General features: G+C 65.6%; 19 protein-coding genes. 8 read left to right on the top strand and 11 right to left on the bottom strand.

Annotated elements, in window-relative coordinates; translation table 11 throughout:
- Window positions 1–23: 23 nt before the first annotated feature.
- Genes H4W26_RS13295 through H4W26_RS13275 form a run of 5 tightly spaced genes read right to left on the bottom strand, consistent with a single transcriptional unit; the run spans window position 24 to window position 5293 of the window.
- A complete protein-coding gene (locus tag H4W26_RS13295; RefSeq protein ID WP_192592670.1) occupies window positions 24–1667 on the bottom strand; it encodes a cryptochrome/photolyase family protein in 1644 nt (547 codons plus the stop codon).
- Window positions 1664–2941, bottom strand: coding sequence for an NAD(P)/FAD-dependent oxidoreductase (locus H4W26_RS13290; RefSeq protein WP_192592669.1), 1278 nt, complete (start codon window positions 2939–2941; stop codon window positions 1664–1666). Before H4W26_RS13290 ends, H4W26_RS13295 begins: the two co-directional genes overlap by 4 nt.
- Window positions 2942–2971: 30 nt before the next feature.
- Window positions 2972–3598 carry a hypothetical protein gene (locus H4W26_RS13285; protein WP_192592668.1) on the bottom strand — a complete coding sequence of 209 codons (627 nt, stop codon included), beginning with the start codon at window positions 3596–3598 and terminating at the stop codon, window positions 2972–2974.
- A complete protein-coding gene (locus tag H4W26_RS13280; protein WP_225940033.1) occupies window positions 3595–4515 on the bottom strand; it encodes an endonuclease/exonuclease/phosphatase family protein in 921 nt (306 codons plus the stop codon). Before H4W26_RS13280 ends, H4W26_RS13285 begins: the two co-directional genes overlap by 4 nt.
- Window positions 4502–5293, bottom strand: a complete 792-nt coding sequence (locus H4W26_RS13275; protein WP_192592667.1) for a glycosyltransferase family 2 protein — start codon at window positions 5291–5293, stop codon at window positions 4502–4504. Before H4W26_RS13275 ends, H4W26_RS13280 begins: the two co-directional genes overlap by 14 nt.
- 157 nt (window positions 5294–5450) lie before the next feature.
- Between H4W26_RS13275 and H4W26_RS13270 the strand changes: the two genes are divergently transcribed.
- From H4W26_RS13270 to H4W26_RS13250, 5 genes are all read left to right on the top strand, one after another.
- Entirely contained in the window at window positions 5451–6209 is a 759-nt protein-coding gene (locus tag H4W26_RS13270) for a YqjF family protein (RefSeq protein WP_192592666.1), read from the top strand.
- 1 nt (window position 6210) lies between these two features.
- Window positions 6211–7434 (top strand): glycosyltransferase, encoded by a 1224-nt coding sequence (locus tag H4W26_RS13265; protein WP_192592665.1) that lies wholly within the window; start codon window positions 6211–6213, stop codon window positions 7432–7434.
- 67 nt (window positions 7435–7501) lie between these two features.
- Window positions 7502–7942 carry an alternative ribosome rescue aminoacyl-tRNA hydrolase ArfB gene (arfB, locus tag H4W26_RS13260; protein ID WP_192592664.1) on the top strand — a complete coding sequence of 147 codons (441 nt, stop codon included), beginning with the start codon at window positions 7502–7504 and terminating at the stop codon, window positions 7940–7942.
- 103 nt (window positions 7943–8045) lie between these two features.
- Window positions 8046–9245 (top strand): N(5)-(carboxyethyl)ornithine synthase, encoded by a 1200-nt coding sequence (locus H4W26_RS13255; protein ID WP_192592663.1) that lies wholly within the window; start codon window positions 8046–8048, stop codon window positions 9243–9245.
- 69 nt (window positions 9246–9314) lie between these two features.
- Window positions 9315–9875: an SRPBCC domain-containing protein gene (locus tag H4W26_RS13250; RefSeq protein ID WP_192592662.1), complete on the top strand. Its 561-nt coding sequence runs from the start codon at window positions 9315–9317 to the stop codon at window positions 9873–9875.
- A 95-nt stretch (window positions 9876–9970) separates the two neighbouring features.
- On the opposite strand, the gene H4W26_RS13245 is transcribed toward H4W26_RS13250, so the two are convergent.
- From H4W26_RS13245 to H4W26_RS13230, 4 genes are all read right to left on the bottom strand, one after another.
- Entirely contained in the window at window positions 9971–10555 is a 585-nt protein-coding gene (locus tag H4W26_RS13245; protein WP_192592661.1) for a dihydrofolate reductase family protein, read from the bottom strand.
- Window positions 10556–10646: 91 nt separating this feature from the next.
- Complete coding sequence (locus H4W26_RS13240) at window positions 10647–11363, bottom strand: metallophosphoesterase (RefSeq protein WP_192592660.1); 717 nt, start codon at window positions 11361–11363, stop codon at window positions 10647–10649.
- A gap of 155 nt (window positions 11364–11518) precedes the next feature.
- Window positions 11519–12385, bottom strand: coding sequence for an AraC family transcriptional regulator (locus tag H4W26_RS13235; protein WP_192592659.1), 867 nt, complete (start codon window positions 12383–12385; stop codon window positions 11519–11521).
- Between the two features lie 131 nt (window positions 12386–12516).
- Window positions 12517–12837, bottom strand: a complete 321-nt coding sequence (locus tag H4W26_RS13230) for a DUF1801 domain-containing protein (RefSeq protein WP_225940032.1) — start codon at window positions 12835–12837, stop codon at window positions 12517–12519.
- Between the two features lie 244 nt (window positions 12838–13081).
- Between H4W26_RS13230 and H4W26_RS13225 the strand changes: the two genes are divergently transcribed.
- Genes H4W26_RS13225 through H4W26_RS13215 form a run of 3 tightly spaced genes read left to right on the top strand, consistent with a single transcriptional unit; the run spans window position 13082 to window position 15120 of the window.
- Window positions 13082–13774 (top strand): histidine phosphatase family protein, encoded by a 693-nt coding sequence (locus H4W26_RS13225; RefSeq protein ID WP_192592658.1) that lies wholly within the window; start codon window positions 13082–13084, stop codon window positions 13772–13774.
- Window positions 13775–13798: 24 nt separating this feature from the next.
- The gene (locus tag H4W26_RS13220; RefSeq protein WP_192592657.1) at window positions 13799–14353 is read left to right on the top strand and encodes a DUF3090 domain-containing protein; all 555 of its coding nucleotides are present in this window, start codon (window positions 13799–13801) and stop codon (window positions 14351–14353) included.
- The gene (locus tag H4W26_RS13215; RefSeq protein WP_192592656.1) at window positions 14353–15120 is read left to right on the top strand and encodes an SCO1664 family protein; all 768 of its coding nucleotides are present in this window, start codon (window positions 14353–14355) and stop codon (window positions 15118–15120) included. The genes H4W26_RS13220 and H4W26_RS13215 overlap by 1 nt, the downstream gene beginning before the upstream one ends.
- A gap of 1636 nt (window positions 15121–16756) precedes the next feature.
- On the opposite strand, the gene H4W26_RS13210 is transcribed toward H4W26_RS13215, so the two are convergent.
- Together H4W26_RS13210 and H4W26_RS13205 are read right to left on the bottom strand one after the other, a co-directional pair.
- Window positions 16757–17158: a MerR family transcriptional regulator gene (locus H4W26_RS13210; RefSeq protein WP_192592655.1), complete on the bottom strand. Its 402-nt coding sequence runs from the start codon at window positions 17156–17158 to the stop codon at window positions 16757–16759.
- 27 nt (window positions 17159–17185) lie between these two features.
- A complete protein-coding gene (locus H4W26_RS13205; protein WP_192592654.1) occupies window positions 17186–18178 on the bottom strand; it encodes an arsenic resistance protein in 993 nt (330 codons plus the stop codon).
- Window positions 18179–19850 lie beyond the last annotated feature (1672 nt).

The raw sequence follows: 19850 nt of genomic DNA, 5'->3' as shown, positions 1-19850 counted from the left end.
GGGGTGGTGTCGGCCTTGGTCACTTAGGGGCGCAGCAGCCGCGTCGGCTGGGAGGGCTCCAGCAGCGCGCCCGCTCGGCGATGGTGGTCTGCTCGCGTGTCCTGCTCCATCCGCTCCAGCAGGGACACGACCATCTTCGCGCGCGGATTGGCGGCGAAGATCTCACGGTGATCCCGGATGAAGGTCCAGTAGAGCCCGTCCCAGTCGGCCGTCCAGTCTCCGGAGGACAGGTCTGACATCTTGCGAAGGTAGTTGCTGCCGGAGACATAGGGCTTGGTGGTGATCGCCTCACCGGCGGCGAACTGGCTCATCGCGTAGACGTTGGGGACCATGACCCAGTCATAGGCGTCGACGAAGAGCTCCATGAACCATTCGTAGACCTGCTCCGGGTCGATCCGCAGCAGGGACATCGCATTGCCGAGCACCATGAGCCGCTCGATGTGGTGGGCATACCCGGTGGCCAGCACCCGTGAGATCACCAGGTCCACGGGCGCCAGGCCGGTGCTCGCGTCCCACCACCCCTCCCCCAGCCTGTTGTGGTGGCTGAGCCGATTGGCGCTGCGCAGTCCGCGGCCACGGACCCGGTAGGTGGCCCGCATGTATTCTCGCCAGCCGATGACCTGCCGCAGGAAACCCTCCACGGAGGCCAGCGGGGTGTCCTTTCGGGCGCCATCGAGCACGGCCTGGACCACCTCCCGCGGGTCCAGCAGCCCGATGTTCAGCGGCGGTGTCAGCAGGCCGTGCGCGATGAACGGGTGCTCCGCGGAGATCGCGTCCTCATAGGGTCCGAAGTCATCGAGCCGGTCACGGACGAACTCCTGCAGGTGCGCGCGGGCGTCCTCGGCGGTGATCGGCCAGGCGAACTGCGTCGGGTCGCCCGGGGCGTCGGGGAACTCCTCGGTCACCCAGGCGATGGCGGCAGCGACGTCCTCCGCCGCGCCGTCGTCGTCGCTCTGGCCGGCGTCAGGACTGTCGGCCGCCTGGCCGCTGGCAGCGCCGCCGTCGTCGTTCTTCTCGGGCTGACCCATGAGGGCTTCGAGGTCGAACATCGGCTCCCGCTGCACCACCGAGTGGTCCGCGAAGCGACTCACCACAGCAGGGGTGTAGCCGCGTGGAAGCTTCTTGCGGTTCTCGGAGTCGAAGGACCATCTACCACCCACCGGTTCCCCCTCAGCGTCCACCAGGAGGTTCAGCCGCCGACGCTGCCACACATAGAAGTCATGCATGCGGCTGTCGTGCTGGGCGAACCACTCCTGGATCTGCGCCCGGCTGGTGAGGAAGTTCGGGGTCTCCAGGACGTCTTCCGCACGGAGCTGGCAGCCACCCTCCGCGAGCGCCGCGAACAGCTGCTGCTCCAACCAGTCATCGACCACGTCGAAGAGAGTCACGCGCGCGGGGCGCAGCTCCGCGATCAGGGCGGCCAGCTGCTCATGCGAGCTGCGCGAAGCCTCGCTGCCCAGGACCTCCACCGCGAACCCGCGCCGGCGCAGGCTGCGCGCGAAGTGGGCCATCGAGGCTCGGTGCAGCACCAGCTTCTGGGCGTGGAAGCGGTATTGCCGGAACAGCAGATCATGCTCGAGGAGCACGAACGCGGTGTCCGCCGGGGCCTGGAGATGCTCTGCGAAGAGCTGGTGCGGCAGGACCAGGCGCAGCTCAGGCCCGGTCACGCCGCGAGGAGCCTCGACACGGTCCGTGCGGCCCGGTCGCCCGAGACCATCGCCCCTTGGATGGAGCCGTTCTCCCGGTGATCTCCGGCCACCAGGATGCGCTGCCCGATGCGTTCCGGCCCCTGGTCCACCAGCGGCGGAGGCATCGCGGGCAGCGTGTGCGGGACCACGTGATGGATGAGCATCTCCCAGTCCCGGGTGGAGGTCTGGTAGAGCCGTTCGAGGTCACGGCGCACGGCGGCCTCTTCCGCGAGCCCGTCGGGACGGTCCAGCAGCGTGGTCGCCTGGATGAGGTGCTCTCCCGCCGGGGCGTAGGAGGGCGCTGCCTGGGAGACCACAGCGGTGTTCCAGATCGGCCCCGCGGGTCCGCCGCCTGGGCGCGAGGCGTCGAGCATCAGGAACGGTCCGGACCGAGGCAGCTCTGGGGCGCGGAACCACCAGGTGGTCAGGCCATGGGTCTCCCCGGCCGGGTGATCGGCGAGGTCTCCGCCCAGTTCCCCCAGCTGCTCCACCCCGACCGCGACGACGGCGGCGCGTGCACGAAGCGTGCCACTGTCGGTGCTGACCTCGACGCCAGTGCCGCTGTGCCGCAGGTCCCTGGCGGCGGTGCGCAGTCGCACCGAGTCCCCCAGCGATCCGGCCATCTGTTCGGGCAGCGCCTGCATGCCCTCCTGGGGCAGCCCGGGCGTGCCCAGGGCGAAGTAGCGGACCAGCATGCGCACGTAGGCCGCGGAGTTCTCTCCGGTGCTGTCGGCGAGGACCCCGGCCAGGAAGGTGTCGAGCACGTCGCGGCGCAGCCGGCCCGTCAGGCCCACCGCGTCCAGCGAGGCATCGAGCGTCCGGTCCAGGTCCTGGGTCGAGGAGCCGCGGACCCCCGGGAGGCGGGGAAGGCCCGGGGCGATCCAGCGTGCCAGGGCGAGCAGGTCTGTGGTCGGGGTGTGGCGGCTGCGCAGGGTGGCCAAGGCGTGCTGGGGATGGCGCAGCGGATGCGCCAGGGTGGTGGTGCGCCGCCCGTTCCGGATGACGGCGCCGACGCCGAACCGCTGCAGCCCCAGCGCCGGGACGTCGATCCATTCCCGCACGGCGGAGTAGGCGGGGTTCAACACCTGAAAGCCTCGGTCGCAGCGGAAGCCGTCGACGACGTCGGTGCGCACCCGGCCGCCCACGGCGTCTCCGGCTTCGAGCACCGCGACGGCGTGGCCCAGACGTTGGAGGCGTCGAGCAGCCTGCAGGCCGGCGAGTCCGGCTCCGATCACGATGACGTCAGCGTCCATGACGCTCCCTCCGGTGGCGTGGTGGTCATTCTAGGTGGACGTGGCGCGGGGTACTGTGCGGGGCCTCCGGTGCGGGGTGTCCCGCTCCCCGTCGAAGCGGCCGAAGAAGGTCAGGAACAGTCCGGCGCACAGGGCTCCGAGTCCCCCGGCGGCCATGTCACCGATGGTGTCTGTGTAATCGACGTTGATCCCCTGGGTGACATAGACGAAGCCGACCCATTCCACCATCTCCCAGATCGCGCTCAGCGCGAGCCCGAATGCGGTGGTCAGCGTGATGCCGAGCGTCGTCGTCGCCAGGGCGCTGCGCGGGGCAGGCAGCGTCTGCACCCGGCCCAGCAACAGGCACAGACTCGCCGCGAGGACACCGGTGCAGACGAAGTGCACGGCAAGATCCCACCCGGGGACGCTCTCGTAGAGCCCCCACACGTTGCTCCATCCAGCGATGAGCACCGTCAACGACAAGGTGATGTCTGCCCCGGCCCTGGTCCCGAGGAACCGTGGGGCGAAGACGGCCGGCAGGACGAAGGCGAGTATGCCGGCGTCGGTGAGGTCGAAGACCACCGCGGCAAAGATGACGCTGAACACCCCGAACGCGCGCAGCACATCGGCGATCAGCTCGGCGGGGGTCTGCGGGCGGCGCAGGAAGTTCTCCATCATGGGGCATCGCCCTCCTTGGGAAGTGTCACCACGGCGTGGACTGGAAGGTGGTCGGAGGCCCAGGCGTCGCCATGGCGCTGGGGGTTGATCGCTGCGCGCAGCACCCGGACGCCGGGTGTGGCGAGGATCCAGTCGATGCGCGGGCGGTCTCTGCGCGGGGACCGGTAGTTCGCGAAGGTGCCCCATTCGTGGCTGTCGTGGCGCTCCGCGGCCGCCCAGGTCTCGGCGAGCGCCGCGTCCTGGAGCAGTTCGGCCAGCGGCGCACTCGTTCGATCCGCATTGAAGTCCGCGGTGAGCACGGCAGGCAGATCGCTGCGCAGGACGTGTTCGCGGATCACCTGGGCGGAGCGCAGCCGGGACCGCGCAGAGAGGTGATCGAGGTGCGTGTTCAGGGCGAGGAAGACCGCGGAGGTCTCGCGGTCGCGGAACCGAGCGGAGACCAGGGCGCGCGGGATGAGGTTGCCCCAGGAGGTCGAGCCCGGGGAGTGCGGCGCATCGGAGAGGGCGGTCTGTTCGAAGTCCAGCAGCTCGAGCCGGTCGGTGTCGTAGAAGATCGGTGAGGCTTCTCCCCCGCCGCGCGGCCCCCGTCCATGACCGACGACGCCGTAGCCGCCTCCCAGCGACTCGGCCAGAAAGTCGGACTGATCCCCCAGAGCTTCCTGGGCTCCCAACAGAGTGGGCCGCTCAGCCTGGAGCAGGGCACGGACTCCCGGCGCGCGCCGATGCCAGCGGTCTGCGACCCGAGGATGGAACCGCACGGTACGACGCCGGATGTTCCAGCTCATCACGTGCAGGTGAGGCGCCGCGACGGGCCCGATAAGGACGGCGTCGTCGTGGGCGGTGGTGCCGGCGCCCGGCGTGTCTACCTCGGGGCGGGGCTCATGCTCGGGCAGGGGCTCATGCTCAGGCGTGGCCATGTGTCCGGCCCTCCTGTGCTGGGGAGCCCTCGGCGCCGTGCCGGCGTGTCCGCATCCGGCGCCACCGGTAGGGAGGGAAGTCCTGCGGCCAGTGGATCGTCACGGTGCGCAGGCCTCGGCGCATGCGCCGCTGAAAGGATCGGGCATTCCGGAAGGGTCGCATCGAGATCCCCATCGGCTCTCCCCGGACCCGTCCCAACCGGTGGCGTTCACCGAGGTGGAAGGAGAGGTCGAGGTCATCGTGGATCTCTGGGTCTTCGCGGTGGACTCCGAGTCGGACCGACTGCCACGCCTCACGGCGCATCGCCAGGTTGGAGCCGAAGAGCGGCTGGTGTCCCAGCGCGGGCAGCGAGAAGCAGCGGTAGGCGAGGAGGTAGGCCGCCACGAGCGGTGGCCGCAGCAGCGCCGGGCCGTCGATGAATCGTGCGGGACCGGTGAGCGCGGCCACCTGGGGCTGTTTCTCGAAGGCACTGATGACGTCCTGGATCCAGCAGGCGGGCGGGACGCAGTCGGCGTCCAGGCGCAGGATCAGGTCGCCGGTGGCCGCGTCGTAGCCGGCGGCGCTCGCCGCGGGGATCCCCGGCTCAAGGCAGCTGAGCACGGTGGCGCCGTGTGCGCGGGCGGTGGCGGCTGAGTCATCGGAGGAGGCGTTGTCCACGACGATGATCTCCTCGGCTGGTCGAGTCTGCGCGTGCAGGGCCGCGAGGCAGACGGCGAGCTCTGTGCTGTCGTCCTTGACCGGAATGACGACAGACACCGTGCTCGGGCGACCAGTCATGTCGTGTCCTTCGTCATCGATTCTCAATCCGGCTCGGGCCCTTCTAAGCTTGCAGCCATCGCCGCCCTCTGTGGTGCGGCGCAAACGTCTCGCACTTCCGCCGCTAGATAATGTACGCGCTATGGGGCGGCTTCGCTTGAAAGGGTGGACTGACCAGATGACCGAGGCTCCCCCGCTGGGCAGCGCCGCCATTCTGCGACAGCGCTGGAGTGACGTCTCGTTTCTGCATTGGCGGGTCGACCCGAGCGTCGTCGAACCCTATATGCCGCCGGGCTGCACCCCCGATGTGATCGACGGCAGCAGCTGGGTGGGGCTCATCGGCTTCCAGATGTCGCAGAGCTCGTTCTTCGGCGGTCCGCGCATCCCGTGGCTGGGAAACTTCCCCGAGGTCAATGTCCGGCTGTATTCCATCGACGCGAAGGGCCACCGCGGAGTGGTGTTCCTCAGCTTGGAGGCCTCGCACCTGATCCCGGTGCTGATCGCTCGAGCGGCATTCGGGCTGAAGTATCAGTGGGCCTCGATGTCGCTGCAGCGCCGAGGCGGCGAGGTGTCCTACCGGACCAGACGGCACGGCCAGCGCGCCGCAGCCTCCCAGATGATCGTGCGTCCCGGCGGAGACTCCGCGCAGAACGCGGCCCTCGCGGAGGATCCGCTGGCGCAGTTCCTGACCTCGCGGTGGGGCTTCCACGAACGTCATCTGGGGCGCACCATCTATTGCCGCAATCATCATGAGCCGTGGCCGCTGCAGCAGGCCGAGCTGGTGCACCTGCAGGATGGGCTGCTCGCGGCGGCCGGTTTCGAGGGGCTTGCAGACCGTGCGCCGGATTCGGTGCTGTACGCAGCCGAGGTCACCACGGTCTTCGCCGCGCCGCAGCGGGAGAATCAGCTCGGGCGGACCACCACAGGAGTGCGGTGACATGCGGATCCTTCTGGCCACCGCGGGCTCGCGCGGGGACGTGGAACCTTTCGTCGCGCTTGCCCACCGGGCGGTCCGGGCCGGACACGAGGTGCGCCTGGTGGTTCCAGACCATTCCGGCGCCGACCTCGCGGACCTCGACGTCGTGAGCCTCGGGGTCGACTACTCGGCGCTGATCGCGCAGCAGGGGGTCTCCCCAGCAGCCGCATTCCGCTCCTATCGCAGCGTGGTGAAACCGCTCATGCGGCAGGTGCTTCTGGGGTCAGCACGAGCCGCGATGGACTACCGTCCCGATCTCCTGGTGGCGCACCCGAAGATCCTCTCCGCCTCCGTGACCGCCGATGCCCTGTCCATCCCCCACGTGCTGGTCGAGATCGTGCCCGCCGTGACGCCCACCCGCGCGTTTCCCGCCGCCGGAACCCTCACCAGGGATCTGGGACGCTTCAACCCAGCAACCTATCGACTGGCCAGCGCCGGTGAGGCGATGTTCCGGGAGGACCTCAGCGAGGTCTCCCGAATGGTCGGCAGCTATCGCCGCCGGCCGGCCCCGCCTGCCGCCACGCTCCTGCCCATCAGCCCCGTCCTGCTGCGCCGACCCGATGACTGGGACGCATCGGTCCACCTCACCGGACCCTGGAGACGCGATGCTTCGGAGACCGTGACCACGGAAGAGACCGGGTTCGCTGAGGGAACAGTCTCCGCCGAGCTCGCGAGGTTCCTCGCGGAGGGCGACTTCGTCTACGCGGGCTTCGGGTCCATGGCAACCGATGATCCGGTGGCGCGCGCCAGTGAGGTCATCCGCGGCATCCGCAGCTTCGGCGCCCGTGGACTGATCGCGACCGGGCTCGGGGGCTTACAGGTGCCGCCCTCGCTGGCCGGTGAGGACCTGCTTGTCACCCCTTCGGTCCCGCACGAGGCAGTCCTGCCGCAGGCGCTGGCAGCGGTCCACCACGGCGGGATCGGGACGGTGCACGCGGCGACCGCCGCAGGGGCCGTCTCCATCCCCGTCCCCTTCATCGCCGACCAGCCCTTCTGGGGCAGGCGTCTGCATGAACAGGGGCTCTCCCCGGCGCCGATTCCCCAGCGGAGACTCACCGCGGAGACTGTGACCCGCGGCTTGGCCGAGGCGGAGTCCTACCGACCGGCCGTAGAGTCCGCAGCCCGCAGCATGGCATCGGAGGACGGGACCGGCGCGGCGGTGCAGATCCTGGAAGCGCTGGGCTGAGCTGCGACGCTGAGCCGGGACCCGGGCCCAGACCCTCTGCCCTCTCCGGTGCGGCAGACTGGTGTGTGTGGAGAATCTGCGCATACCGCCGGGGCCTGGAGCGCCGCACGGGCTCATCGTGCCGGCTGGAGAGCTGTCCGAGCAGTTCACCCATGCCTCGGGACCGGGCGGCCAGGGCGTCAACACCACCGATTCTCGCGTCCAGCTCAGGCTCGATCTCGGCACGACGACGGCGCTCACGGAGCCCCAGCGCAGGCTCGCCCTTGAGCGGCTCGACGCGCGGCTGGCTGGCACGGTGCTGACCATCAGCGCCGCGGAGCACCGGTCTCAACACCGCAACAGGATCGCGGCGCGGCAGCGTCTGGCAGAGCTGATCCGGGAGGCGATCGCTCCGCCGATCATTCGGCGTCCCACCCGACGCACCCGCGGATCCCATCGCCGGCGGCTGCAGGGAAAGCGGGAGCGGGCCGAGGTGAAGCAGAACCGGCGTCGACCCGGCGTGGACTGACGCCCCAGTCGCCGAACCCGACCCGCGCCCGGCGTGGACGGCGGGAGATCGGCGTACAGTCAAGGAAGGAGCCGTCCTTGGCTCCCTCATGACGGGACTCTGGATGACCGGCTTCACCCCTGCTTCACCTGCTGCGGCAGCCTCACCTGTTCCTCCCGCGTCGCTGCTCAGCCTCGGGCTTCTGGCGAACTCTTCGATGGAGAACGAGCGTCGGCTGCCCATCCACCCCCGCCACCTGGATCAGATCGACCCGGACCTGCGCGCGCGAATGATCGTGGAGCGCGGCTACGGGCAGGACTTCCAGCTCGAACCGGGCTACCTCGAATCCCGTGTCGGCACAGTAGCCGAACGCGCCGAGGTGATCGACGCCGCAGATGTGCTGCTGCTGCCCAAGCCGCAGGCCGAGGATGTGGAAGCCATGCCCGCGGGCCGCGTGCTGTGGGGATGGCCGCACTGCGTGCAGGATGCCGCGATGACCCAGACCGCGATCGATGGACGGCTGACGCTGATCGCCTTCGAGGCGATGCAGCATTGGACCCGCCGGGGTGACTTCAGCCTGCACGTCTTCCACATGAACAACGAGCTGGCCGGCTACTGCTCCGTCATCCACGCCACGAGCCTGATCGGCTCCACGGGCGACTACGGGCCACGCCTGAGCGCGGTGGTCATCGGCTTCGGCGCGACGGCACGCGGTGCGGTGACAGCGCTGAAGGCACACGGCATCCACGACATCCAGGTGCTCACCCAGCGCGGAGCCACGGCGGTCGGCTCACCGATCCACTCCGCCCACATCGCTCAGCTCAACACCGACGGCGGTCCGACACACCTGAGCACCGTGCTCACCCCGGACGGGGACGTGCTGCTCCCGGAGTTTCTGGCCTCGCACGACATCGTGGTCAACTGCACGCTCCAGGACGTGTCGGCACCCTTGACCTACCTGCGCAACGAGGACCTGGACCTCTTCGCCCCGGGAAGTCTGATCATCGATGTCTCCTGCGACGCGGGCATGGGCTTCGAATGGCCGAAGCCCACCACCTTCGGTGAGCCGATGTTCACGGTGGGCCGGGGTGTGAACTACTACGCCGTGGACCACACCCCGTCCTACCTGTGGAACTCCGCCACCTGGGAGGTCAGCGGGGCGATCCTGCCGTTCCTGCGCACCGTGATGGAAGGGCCCGCCGCGTGGGCGAAGAACCTCACGATCTCGCGCGCCATTGAGATCCACAACGGCGTGATCCAGAATCACAGCATCCTGGATTTCCAGGACCGGGAGCCGGTCTATCCCCACCGGCGCTCCGCGTAGGTATCCTGACGTCACGCCCCACGGTGAATTACTCCACCGTCCTCCTGCCTCAGCCTTGAGGGGTCCGCGATGACCACCGCATCAGAATCCGCAGCACCAGATCCCACAGGATCAAAGTCCGCTGCACCACACCCCACCCAGCCCGAACCCACGGGACGGCTGCAGGATGGTCCGCTGGGCCGGGAACTCCGCCTGGAGCGCCGCTTCCAGCTGCCCATCGAAGAGGCCTGGGCCGCGGTGACAAAATCTGAGCGGCTCGAGGAGTGGATCGGCCGGTGGGAGGGAGACCCGGCCTCCGGCAAGGTCACCTTCCGGATGACCGCCGAGGGTGAGGAGGCGCCGCCGGAGGAATGCCTCATCCGGGACTGCCGCCCACCACACAGCTTCGCAGTGGACACAGGCGTCGGCTCCAACGTCTGGCACCTGCGGTTCGAGCTGCACCAGGAGCAGGGCACCACGGAGCTGATCTTCGCCCAGCGGGCGTCAGACGAGGCGTTGGGCAGCGTGGGGCCGGGATGGGAGTACTACCTCGATCGTCTGGCCAGGGTTCTGGCCGGGGCGGACGCCTCCACGGTGAATTGGGATGACTACTACCCCCGACTCTCGGAGCACTACGAGCAGCTGCGCTGAGCTCATGCCAAGTTCTGCGCGGTGTCGCGGGACCCCTGGCGGATCACCGGTCGTCGAGCTGGACGGTGGAGGTGTGAAAGTCGGACATCATCGCCTCACCGCCTGCGCAGGGTCGGGCGGTACACGAGCTCCATGGTTCTGCCGTCGAGGGTGCGGCTCTCCAGCAGGTCCAGGTCGTAGTCCTCGGCATCTCGCAGAATCGGACTCGTGCCGCTCCTGCCCGAGATCACGGGGAAGAGGGTGACCTGCAGACGGTCGATCAGTCCTGCGGCCATGAGCTCACGGTTCAGCGACAGGCTCGCCTGGGAACGCAGCGGGATGGAAGAGTCCGCTTTCAGCCGACGGACGACGTCGACCGCGTCGCCTTGCACGATCTCCGCCTGTGGCCAGCCGAGGGTGTCGCGCAGGGTGGAGGAGATCACCGTGGCCGGCATCTGCAGGAGTCGAACGTTCCACTCGTCCCAGGCGTTGGGGTCTGTGGCAGCCGACATGATCTCGGCGACCTCACGGAAGGTGGTGGCGCCGTAGACCATGTGCTGCTCCGCAGAGAACTGCCGGGCGCGGTGCTCCAGCAGCTCGGGGCCCTGTTTGTCCCAGTAGCCTCCCCAGCCCGCGTGCTCGGTGAAGGAGCCATAGCCGTCCAGCGTGGAGAAGACATCCCAGGTGTAGACAGCACTCATATCAGACCCCCATCGAGGCCGCAGATCCATGGTGCGATCAACAGTGTGGGGTCAGCCACGGAGTGTCAACGATCGCGGGCGAGGTCTCGTTCTACTCGGCGGCGCTGAGTTCGAAGAACACGATCTGCGGCGGAGCGGCGATGCGGACGGGAACGAGGCTGAACCCGATGCCGCAGGTGACGAACATCTGATTCCCCGCCTCTCCGTGGTCGTCGGGCGCGAAGCCCCCGGTGACGATGCGTTCTTCTTCGGTCAGCCCCATCCAGGACCAGTCGAGTGTCCCCGGCAGCGCGACCTGGCCGCAATGGGTATGCCCCGCGACAGACAGTGGTCCGCTCTCAGCCGGAAGCTCGGTGTACGTCGCCGGGTTGTGCATGAGCACCATCCGCGGCGCGCTCTCCGGCAGGTCAGCCAGCGACAGCTCGACGTGGTCCAGCCCAGGACGCGCGGGCCCGACACCGACGACGTGGAACTGCTCTTCTGGAGAGGCATCGGCGGGTGAAAGTGGAAGTGCCTCGTTGAGCAGGACCGAGATGCCGGCGGACTCAAGCGCGCTGGTGAGCTTCTCCTCGGCGTGGGCCTCATAGTCGTGGTTTCCCAGGACGGCTGCGGTCGTGATCCCAGAGTCGACGATGGGCTGGAGTATCGACATCGCGTCGTCCACGGTGCTGGGGTCATCGCCGTAGACGAAGTCCCCGCCGAGCAGAATCAGGTCGGGTTCTTCCTCGACGATTCGCTCCACGGCCCTTTCGGCCATCCCGGTGTTGGTCCCCCACATGCCGACCTGGATGTCTGCCAGGAAAGCCACTTCCGCACCTTCCCACTCCTCACCCAGGTCAGGAATGGTGATGCTGTGGCGTTCCAGACGATGAGATCGGAGTGCGCCGGGGTCAATCGTCACACACCACGTGAACGAAGAGAGGGTCGGGCTCCGTTCGACACGGAACCCGACCCTGCTTGGAGTCAGGCGCGCTCGACCGGGAACCACAATTCACACGTCGCTGAGCTGAAGTCCGGAGCACGGTCGATCACGGAGACGATCGACGGGCCTGGCCGCAGCCTCCACGGATTGGACGGGAACCAGTCGGCCGCCGACGCCGCGTAGGCCTCCTGAAGAGCAGCCGGATGGGCCCCCGAGCTGCGGAAGACCACCCACTCCCCCGCAGCCACCTCGATCACATCGAGGTCCTCGGGCACTGCGGCGCCGTCGTCGACCGCGACGCCGTGGAGATAGGTCAGCTCACTGCCTTCGGAATAGTCCGGGTCGACGTCGGCGCTCACCTGCAGCAGCCCGGCAGGTTCGGTGTTGCCGAGCTCCTTCAGGCGCTCGTGCTCCTGGGCGGGCAGAGAAGCGATATGCCGCTGGATATGCGGATTGACGCCCTCATGGATCAGCGGCACCCGGACGGCGTGCCCGATCAGCTGGAAGGTCGGTCGTTCTGTGATTCTGGCATCCATGGAGGTGCTCCCTTCGACGGTCAGGCGGAACCTGAGCTGTGGTTGACTGCGAAGGGGGCCGCCATGACGGCGCACCTCACCGTGACTCACCCCGTGCACTGCACGGAACGCTCGCCCGAAAGCCTCGGTGGAACCGTACCCGTAGCGCACGGCGATCGTGAGCAGATCCTCCTGACCGACCACGTCCGCAGCGGCGACGGTCATCCGCCGACGCCGGACATAGTCAGACACGGGCATGCCCGCCAGCGAGGAGAACATGCGGCGGACGTGGTAGCCCGTCGTGCCCATAGTTCTCGCGAGCGCGTCGACGTCGAGGTCTTCAGCAAGACGCTGCTCGATCTCGTCGACGAGGCGGTTGAGGTTTTCGATCATGGTTGCTCCCTTCACCGTCCACTCTGGTCGAGGTGGAATTGCGTCGCCCGACTTCTGCGGTCCAGCTTCTATCGGGGCAGCTGAGCGGCGAGCGCCCTCCCCGGGCAGCCAAGAGGGCGCTCACTGGATGCTCAGTCCACTACCGAACGAGCGATCTCAGCGATGCGTTTCTCGGTCTCGGGGTCCACGGTCTCGAAATACCACGCGGCGGGCATCAGCCCCGCGTCCGCCCCGCCTGCCGGCCGGAAGGTGGCCTTCTCGGTGATCGCGACGTTCAAGCGTTCATCGTTGCGGAGCGTGAGGAGGGCTGGAGCGCTCGCAGATTTCGCGTAGGCGGGCATGCCGTACCAGATCCGGGGTTTCAGGGAGGGTGCCGCAGTCACGACGACGTCGTGCACTTGTTGCATGACGGACCGCCGCGGCTCATCCATCTTCGAGATCTTGTCGATCACCTAGGAAAGGTTCTTTTCGTCCTTCGACACCATGCCATGTCCTTTCGTCGGCCGATGTCAGGCATCGGCGGAATGAAGTTGGCGCACTGAGCGCCGCACCCCATCCGGACATGTCCTGAAGTGCTCAGGGCTCTCCGCGATGATTCACGTGGTCCTCACGTGGAAGCGCACTAGGTGGCGGCTGCCACCGCCACCAAAATACCCGACGTGCAGACGTCGTCGCCAGGGTGGTTAGGCTGGCTGGATGGCGACAGTGATTCTCGTGCGGCACGGCCGCACCACAGCAAATGCCACCGGGGTCCTGGCCGGCAGGGCCGAGGGCGTCAGTCTGGACGAGACCGGACGGGACCAGGCTGCTGTCACGGGAGAGCGGCTCGCGGCAGTCCCCCTCGCCGCGGTGGTCTCGAGCCCGCTGGAGCGGTGTCAGCAGACCGCGCAGCACATCCTTGATCGCCAGCCGAGCACGCCACAGGCACCTGTCGACGTCGATCTCACCGAATGCGACTACGGCCAGTGGCAGGGCCGGAAGCTCACCGATCTCGCGACCGAAGACCTGTGGTCGCTGGTGCAGTCGCAGCCCTCCGCCGTCGTCTTTCCCGGCGGTGAATCGATGGCCGCGATGCAGGCTCGGGCGGTGGCCGCGATTCGCCGCCACGATGCCGCCGTTGAAGCCGAGCACGGGCCCGAGGCCGTATGGGTCGCGGTCAGCCACGGTGACGTCATCAAGTCGATACTCGCCGACGCACTCGGCATGCACCTGGATCTGTTCCAGCGGATCAATGTGGGACCCGCCTCCGCGTCCATCGTGCGCTACGGTGCTGGCCGGACGAGCGTTCACGCGACCAATACCGACGCAGGGGATCTCTCGTGGCTGGCGAAGGGCACCCCCGCTGGCGATGCACCGGTGGGTGGCGGCGCAGGACACGAGAAACCGTGAACCACATGCGCCTAGAATATTCATATGCCTACACGTGTTTACGAGTTTGACTGGCCTGATCGTGCGGTCGTCGGCACCATAGGACCTCCCGGGGAGCGCACGTTCTACCTTCAGGTGCGCGCAGGATCACGCGTCGTGAGCGTGGCCCTGGAGAAACAGCAGTCGGCTCAGCTGGCGGAGAAGATCGACGAGATCCTCGACCAGCTCATCTCCGTCGAGGGCAATCCCTTCAGCGTTCCCACGGGCACTCCCCCTGAACTTGTCGACAATGAAGACCTTGATCCCGTTGAGGAAGATTTCCGCACCGGCGTCATGAGCCTGGGATGGGACCCCACCACGGCCCAGGTGGTGATAGAGGCCCACCCCCTCATGGAGGGCGATGTCGATGAGGACCTCGAATCTTCTGATGAGGACAGCGCTCAGGAGACCGAGATGCTGCTGGTGCGAATTCCGGTGGGCACCGCACGCGCGTTCGCCAAGCGCACCCTTGAGGTCGTGGGCGCCGGTCGCCCGGCGTGCCCACTGTGCGGCTACCCGATGGACGCCGACGGGCATACCTGCACGCTTCCTGAGGACTGATGTCGGCGACGGATCTGGTGACCGCCGAGCTGACGCTCACCGGCCGCATCACGACGGCGTCCAACGCGACCTTCCTGGGGACCATCGGCGAGGTGATGGTCGTCTACAAGCCGATGGCAGGCGAGAGTCCGCTGTGGGACTTCCCGGACGGCGCCCTGGCGCACCGGGAAGTCGCCGCCTACCTGGTCTCGGAGCACCTGGGCTGGGACGTGGTGCCGCACACCTGGCTGCGCGACGGGCCCCTGGGCGAGGGAATGGTGCAGCTCTGGAAAGAGCAGGACCCAGACCAGGATGCGGTCAACCTGGTCGCGACGGACGAGGTGCCCGAGACGGGCTGGAAGCACGTTCTGGAAGGACAAGACCAGAGCGGACGGATGGTCGCCCTCATCCACGAGGACACGTCGGCGCTGCGGCGCATGGCGGTGTTCGACCTGATCGTCAACAACGCCGACCGTAAGGGCGACCACGTCCTCGCCATGCCAGGCGGCAACCGGCACGGCGTGGACCATGGCCTCACATTCCATCGCGAGCACAAGCTGCGCACGGTCCTCTGGGGCTGGCTCGGAGACTCGTTGAGCACCGAGGAACTCGACGGCATCGACCGCGTCAGCGAAGGTCTGGATGGTGACCTGGGCGAGGCCCTGGCGGATCTGCTGAGCGCTGAGGAGATCGCTGCGCTGGCTGCTCGCTGCGCTAAGTTGCGCTTGGCAAGGCGTTTTCCGGCCCCCGCCGGCGATATGCCGGCGGTTCCCTGGCCCCTGTTCTAATATCCGATCAGCTCAGGGGCCGTTCCGACGCGAACCTTTCGAGCAAGAGTCAGGCTCTATCAGGGGTTTCTACGGAATCGATCCCGAACGCGAGTCAGCCCATGTCGCCACGTCATCGCGAGGTGTATGAAACCCGTTCAGGCACCGTCCTGCAGCTCGCTCCACCTCGCTCTCCACTCCGGACGTGTTCCGTCGTGGAACGAACGGAACGGTCGATACCATCACAACCTGCCACTGACGCAGCTCCACTGATCAAAGGTTAGACTGCACCGCATGGACGATCTGAGCATGCTCCCGTTGATACTTCTGATCCTGGTCATGATGATGGCTGGTGCCGGTGGCACTGCATGGGCCAAGCGCAAGCGTTGACGGCGACTTAGGGGGAACGCGCAGCTCTTCCCGCTCACTCAAGGGGCGAAAATTGTTGAGGGGTTCAAATAAGGGGGCGTGGGGCTGCCGGGGCGCGGATTGACGGGTCGGGGACCCCACTAGGCTTGGGAGACTCAACAGGGACCCACCGCACCCCGCGAGGGGGGGGGCTGTCGGGGTGCCGCGCAGGGGAACACTGGCGAGGCCTGCCGGCGACCGAAAGGGAGCAGCCCTTGAGCCAAGCACAAGACGAGCACCCGAGACAGGCGCACCAGCTAGAGGATGCGCCGAGAACCCCTACCCGGTTAACCCGCATTCACGCCGCCGTGAACCTCGTCATCGGTACAGCGACGATCCCGTGCAGGTACGCCGCACTCATGGGTATTGGATCCTGATCTTCGGATCTGGCCTGGTCGCCACCGCAGGCGACAACGACTCGGCACTCGGGGCGGTGCTCCTGGTTGTGACTGGAACGCTACCCATCTGGGCCTGGTGCATTTTCAACCTTGTGTATATGTACAGGAATCGCTGGGGCTTTTCTCTCAAGTACTGGGTAGTTTCCCTGCTGTACTGGTTCCTGCCGGTGATCGTTATTGCCCCGGTGTCTCTCGTGTTCTGAGAATCAGACCGATTCTTAGTGGAAGTCACTCACCAGCCGTTCTCCCTCGTCCCCTTCCTCGGAGTTGAAGTAGTACAGCCGGCGGTCTGGGGATCAATGATTGCGTCCCCGTCTCTGGTGATCCAGACCCACGTCACGTCGATGGAGGCAACCTCATTCGAGGTTGCGCGATTCGGCGAGGAATTCGGCAGGCCCGTCGCACTGGCCTCGGCGGCCTCAAGCCATTCCGCGCCAGTCGCCGATCGCTCATGCGTAGTGAACGAGTCGGCAATCTCTTTGACCATGAGAGGGCGGCCGCGCATTAGGAGATGCCGCTCCCTAGTAGAAATGCTCTGGTAGTCGGACGCTGTGGCGAGACCTCATGAGAATGGCATCCCACTCCGGTGCTGAGGCCGCCTGCTTGCGCTAGGAACGCATAGACCCCGCGGCCGCAGTGTGGGGACACTGTTTCCGGACGCGGGGTCTGCTGAATCACTCGCACCTTCGAGAGGTAATGACGACACCAGAGAGTTTTCTTGGACAAGCAGTGTTCGTGGCCTGGGAGCCCCCTGGAGCCACCAAGCACGCAGCGCTAAGCCGCGAGAGGGATGGGAACGGTAGAGGATGGTCTACCGTGCACTCTTAGAAACCCAGACGCAGCCCTGCGGATTAGATCAGCGCCTTGAAGGCGCACTCTGACTGACAGGGCTCTGAACTATCCGGACAGGTCGCCACGTGCTCTAACGAACGCTCCAAAAGGGCCTTCAGCTCTTCCAACCTTCGAATGCTGTCTTTCACCTCCCGCAGCCGGTCGGCAAGGACTGGGTGCAGGGCGTCTCGGGTGTTGGTGCAGGTCCCGGTTGCGGTGACCTGGAGAAGCCACTTGATCTGCTCAAGGTCCAAGTTCATCTTCTTGGCCACGCTGATAAAGCTCAGACGTTCCAATACCTCGGGGCCGTATTCGCGGTATCCGTTGCTGGCGCGGGTTGAAGTGATCAGGTCGAGCTGCTCGTAGTACCGCAGGGTGGTCGCTGGTACCCCACTGTGCGCGGTGACCTCAGAGATTCGCATGTCCACACCCTTCACTCGCGAGGAGATTTATTGTTCGCTGTTGGTTGCGGGAACATCATCGGCCGGAGCGTCTTTCTCCCGGTGGCGAATGACTTGGCTCAACACCGCGAGGATCGGGAGTTCGATCAGCGGACCTAGTACTAGGGCGACAGCTATGAGTGGCCGGTCAGGGAATGCCGCGACCGCGATGCCCAGCGCGATAGGTGAGTTCCGGGCGGTGGTCACCATGGTCAGTGTGACCCGTTGCGGCCCTGATAGGCGCAGCAATCGAGCGATCCCGGTGGAGACCAGCGGGAGAATGATGAAGAACGCCAAGAGTGGAGGCAGCAGGAGCAGCATCTCTGTGCCGCTCTCGGCGACCACGGGTGCCTGCCAGGCAAACATCGCGAAGACCGCCAGACACAGCAGCGGCATCACGATACGGTTCGCCCACCGGCCCACGTGCTCGTCCCGCCACTGCGCCCCCTTGGCCCGAGTGCTGATCCAACGCAGAGCGAAAGCGGCCACGAGTGGGACTAGAAGCATCAGTCCCACGGCCTCTAACAGAGTCGCTGTCTCGACCATCGCAGCTTCACCGCCGAGCAGCATCACGTAGACCGGCAGCAGCAGCAACTGCAGCACCAGATTGATCGGCAACAGGGCCGTTGCGATCCCTGCATGGCCACGCGCCATGGCAGTGAAGACCAGGTACCAATCAGTGCACGGGGTAACCAGCAGCAGCAACAGCCCGATGCGCAGATCGGGCTGCTCGCCGAGCAGCCCGAGACCCAGCGCCCAAGCGAGAAGCGGGGTGAAGGCGTAGTTCAACGCGAGACTGATCGCGACAAGCCCCTTGGCTTTGCCCACGTCTTTGAGATGCGACGCATCGAGCTGCACGAAGACGGCGATGAGCATCACCAGCAGAGCCGGAATCACTAGGTGCTCGCCGCTGGCTTCCAGCGGTGTCATCAGCCCGACCCCGAGTCCAGCCAGTGCGGCGCCCGCGACGAACACGCTTTGAAGTCGTTCGGCCCAAGTCATGCGGTGGTTCTCCGTCATCCGTTGTGACAGGACCGGTCTGCGGCCGCTGGGTCCAGCGGCAGAGGTCCTGTTCGACCACGGTAAACCTTCGAGTCAGCTAGAAGGTCAAGTCTTCGGCCTGCAGGACTTTGATGAGTTCCTACGGTGACTCGAGGATGCCCGTAAGCCAATCCCTCAACGGGCATTAGTGCCCTAACTACGATAAGCATCCAAGGCGACGCCTCAACAGGCACTACGAAATTCTCGTGGAGACCCTCGCGCGGACAGGCTTAGAAGGAGTAAGCACCTCCGAAGCGCGCGCTGTGGTACAGGTCCCAGATCCGTCTACTCGTACCGTGTATTGACCCCCAGCCCCCACCGCCGCCTCAGGCGACGACCACCGGCTCAACGGCCAGCCAACTACCTCACTTGGGGCAAACTCCGTCGTACTAACAAAAGTACCTAATCGGCAACTGACTCTTGAACGACCAGCCGTTGATTGAAACACTCAAATAACTGTTCAGGCGGGCAACCGATCTCCCGGACAGCGAGAAAGCGAAAGAAGTAGTCTCATGGAGCATTAGAGAGAGGAACTAGTTATCACTACTCTTACTAAGACCACGAAATCACTCTCAGCGCTCACACTTTCTGCTGCACTAGTTGTGTCATCCGCCAGTGTGGCAGCCGCGTCGTCAGCACTTCCAGATGCCACTGCTGCTGCACCAGAGGTTGGCAGTGCAGTTCCTTCGCCGGCCGCCGAAGAAGCTGCCCTAATCGAGGAGTTTCGAGTCATTATTGACTCCGCAGAGGCCTCTGGTGACATCTCTTCAGCCGAGGCAGCTCAGCTTCGAGCTGAACTCGCTTCTGGCGAATCCGATGGGTTCGAAACTATGGCCCTCCCGGCGATTGGACTCCCTGTTGTCCTGGCTTGCGTTGGGACCGTCGGCCTCTCCGCCTACCAGGCCTATAATGGAGGGGACCCGGTCGAGTACATTGCCAGTGCCATCATTGGATGCATCCCCTTCGGATCCGCTGCTCGTCCTGCAGTGGTTAGCCTGATTAAGAACAATAAGGGAGCTATCGCTACCGGACTGAAGGCAGTCGGAGCTTCGAGTCTCGCACTGTCGCTTGAAGGTAGCAGCGCGCGATAGAAGGGTCCAATGCAGCGTACATATGTGATTGAAATTGCGTTAGCAATATCTGCCTATTTTTTGACAATATATAATATTTTCACTTTTTTTGATTCCAGTATTGTAGTAGTGTCGCTGATTGTTTTGCTTGCCATCCCTGCTTCGATATACATTAAGCTATCATTAAATCGTGATATTAAAGTCAAAAAATCTGGGTACTATGCCGGTCTATTAGTAATCATTTTATCGTTTTTTTCAACTGTGATCTACGGTTCGCTGCACATCTACGCAATCGCTGCTCAAATAGTTGCCTGGTCGGCGATTGCTGTGTTCTTGCTAATAACCAAAGAAAAAACTAGTAAAACTGCATAATAGCGTGGGAGACAGTCTCATATGACTGTCTCCCACGCGGTTATCTTGGCTATTTTCTGACAGCCTTGACGAACAAAGAATGTTCACTGGAGACGTCGCCGGAGATGCGGAAACGACGTCTCGTATCGCGGCGACTTATAGAGGAATGCTGCCCTGTCTCCGGCAGGGGACGCTGAGAGCTACAGGGCGTG

Origin of the sequence: Nesterenkonia halotolerans, assembly GCF_014874065.1 — a bacterium.
Taxonomy (GTDB): Bacteria; Actinomycetota; Actinomycetes; order Actinomycetales; family Micrococcaceae; genus Nesterenkonia; species Nesterenkonia halotolerans.
Note: the sequence above shows the minus strand (reverse complement) of the source record. Positions and strands in the feature narration are given on the sequence as shown.

Coding starts and splice junctions, on each gene's coding strand:
- H4W26_RS13250 (WP_192592662.1), top strand. CDS start 9,315: ATGACCACCGCATCAGAATCCGCAGCACCAGATCCCACAGGATCAAAG.
- H4W26_RS13215 (WP_192592656.1), top strand. CDS start 14,353: ATGTCGGCGACGGATCTGGTGACCGCCGAGCTGACGCTCACCGGCCGC.
- H4W26_RS13210 (WP_192592655.1), bottom strand. CDS start 17,158: ATGCGAATCTCTGAGGTCACCGCGCACAGTGGGGTACCAGCGACCACC.
- H4W26_RS13225 (WP_192592658.1), top strand. CDS start 13,082: ATGGCGACAGTGATTCTCGTGCGGCACGGCCGCACCACAGCAAATGCC.
- H4W26_RS13290 (WP_192592669.1), bottom strand. CDS start 2,941: ATGGACGCTGACGTCATCGTGATCGGAGCCGGACTCGCCGGCCTGCAG.
- H4W26_RS13220 (WP_192592657.1), top strand. CDS start 13,799: ATGCCTACACGTGTTTACGAGTTTGACTGGCCTGATCGTGCGGTCGTC.
- H4W26_RS13275 (WP_192592667.1), bottom strand. CDS start 5,293: ATGACTGGTCGCCCGAGCACGGTGTCTGTCGTCATTCCGGTCAAGGAC.
- H4W26_RS13255 (WP_192592663.1), top strand. CDS start 8,046: ATGACCGGCTTCACCCCTGCTTCACCTGCTGCGGCAGCCTCACCTGTT.
- H4W26_RS13265 (WP_192592665.1), top strand. CDS start 6,211: ATGCGGATCCTTCTGGCCACCGCGGGCTCGCGCGGGGACGTGGAACCT.
- H4W26_RS13205 (WP_192592654.1), bottom strand. CDS start 18,178: ATGACTTGGGCCGAACGACTTCAAAGCGTGTTCGTCGCGGGCGCCGCA.
- H4W26_RS13270 (WP_192592666.1), top strand. CDS start 5,451: ATGACCGAGGCTCCCCCGCTGGGCAGCGCCGCCATTCTGCGACAGCGC.
- H4W26_RS13235 (WP_192592659.1), bottom strand. CDS start 12,385: ATGATCGAAAACCTCAACCGCCTCGTCGACGAGATCGAGCAGCGTCTT.
- H4W26_RS13285 (WP_192592668.1), bottom strand. CDS start 3,598: ATGATGGAGAACTTCCTGCGCCGCCCGCAGACCCCCGCCGAGCTGATC.
- H4W26_RS13245 (WP_192592661.1), bottom strand. CDS start 10,555: ATGAGTGCTGTCTACACCTGGGATGTCTTCTCCACGCTGGACGGCTAT.
- H4W26_RS13280 (WP_225940033.1), bottom strand. CDS start 4,515: ATGGCCACGCCTGAGCATGAGCCCCTGCCCGAGCATGAGCCCCGCCCC.